General features: G+C 66.4%; 2 protein-coding genes. One reads left to right on the forward strand and one right to left on the reverse strand.

The window, feature by feature from the left end:
• The coding region (locus tag LYNGBM3L_RS13065; protein WP_131827473.1) for a carotenoid oxygenase family protein at positions 1–606 on the reverse strand (606 nt) is incomplete at its 3' end.
• 113 nt (positions 607–719) lie between these two features.
• Here LYNGBM3L_RS13065 and LYNGBM3L_RS13070 point away from each other — a divergent pair.
• A partial coding sequence (locus tag LYNGBM3L_RS13070; RefSeq protein ID WP_008183678.1) for an SDR family NAD(P)-dependent oxidoreductase occupies positions 720–1,109 on the forward strand: 390 nt, incomplete at its 3' end.

The following is a 1,109-nucleotide window of genomic DNA, read 5'->3' on the forward strand; positions in this document are numbered from 1 at the left end:
GTCGGCGACGAAGTACCGAAGGTACGGCGCGAACAGGGAGTACGCGAAGAAGTACATCTCGCCCGTGGCGGGATCGATCCGGGGGTGTGCCGTCACCCCGCAAGGAAGCTTGCCGTCGAAGTCACGGATGCCGAGCGTGTCGAGATCGTCGGTGACCTCGACCGGCATGCCGGTCTCGTAGAGCGCGAGGAGCTTCCCCGCGTATCGCACGATGTTCGTGTTCGCCGGGTTCTTGATCGGGCCGGCGTCGCCGACCAGCTCCGGGCCGGGGAAGTTCATGATCTCGGCGAGGCCCGGGTAGAGGGCGCGACCGGCCTTCTCCTCGGCCTGGAACATCGGCGTCCGGATCCAGCGGTTCTTGTAGGAGATCGCGCCGTCCTGGAAGTCGATGCTGTGCAGCATGCCGTCGCCGTCGAACATGTGGTAGCGGCCGAGCGGTTCGAACTTCGGGTTCGGCCCGTTCTGGATGAACTTGCCGCGCAGCTCCTGCGGGATCTCGCCGGTCACCTTGCACGAGGCGACGTCGATCTCCTTCGAGACGGGCGTGAACTGGCCGGTGAGAAAGGGCTGGTTGCTCGAGTTCGTAACGGCAGACGGTGCGGTCATGCGCCGTAACCTAGCAGTCACTACGGTAGAACCCAACGCCCTTTTTTCGGGCCCTTTCGGAAGCCCGGGCCGGGTCGTTGCGGGACGCCCCGACAGAGCGATAGGTCACTGGGATGAGCGAGAATTCGAGGGTTTTCGGAGCGGAGTCGACGACCGACGAGGTGGTCGCCGGGCTCGATCTCACGGGCAAGCGGGCGGTCGTGACGGGGGCGTCGGGAGGGCTCGGCGCCGAGGCGGCCCGGGCGCTCGCCAGCATCGGCGCCGAGGTGGTTCTCACGGCCCGGGATCTGGCGAAGGCCGAGGGCGTCGCCGAGGGCATCCGGTCCTCGACCGGGAACGGCAAGGTCTCCGTCATGGAGCTCTCGCTCGACTCGCAGGACAGCGTCCGCGCCTTCGCCGAGAGCTTTCTCGGGAAGTACGACTCGCTGAACATCCTCCTGAACAACGCGGGCGTCATGGCGTGTCCCCTCCAGCGGACGAAGGAGGGCTACGAGTACCAGTTC

This window comes from Moorena producens 3L (assembly GCF_000211815.1).
In the GTDB taxonomy this organism is placed as follows: Bacteria; Cyanobacteriota; Cyanobacteriia; order Cyanobacteriales; family Coleofasciculaceae; genus Moorena; species Moorena producens.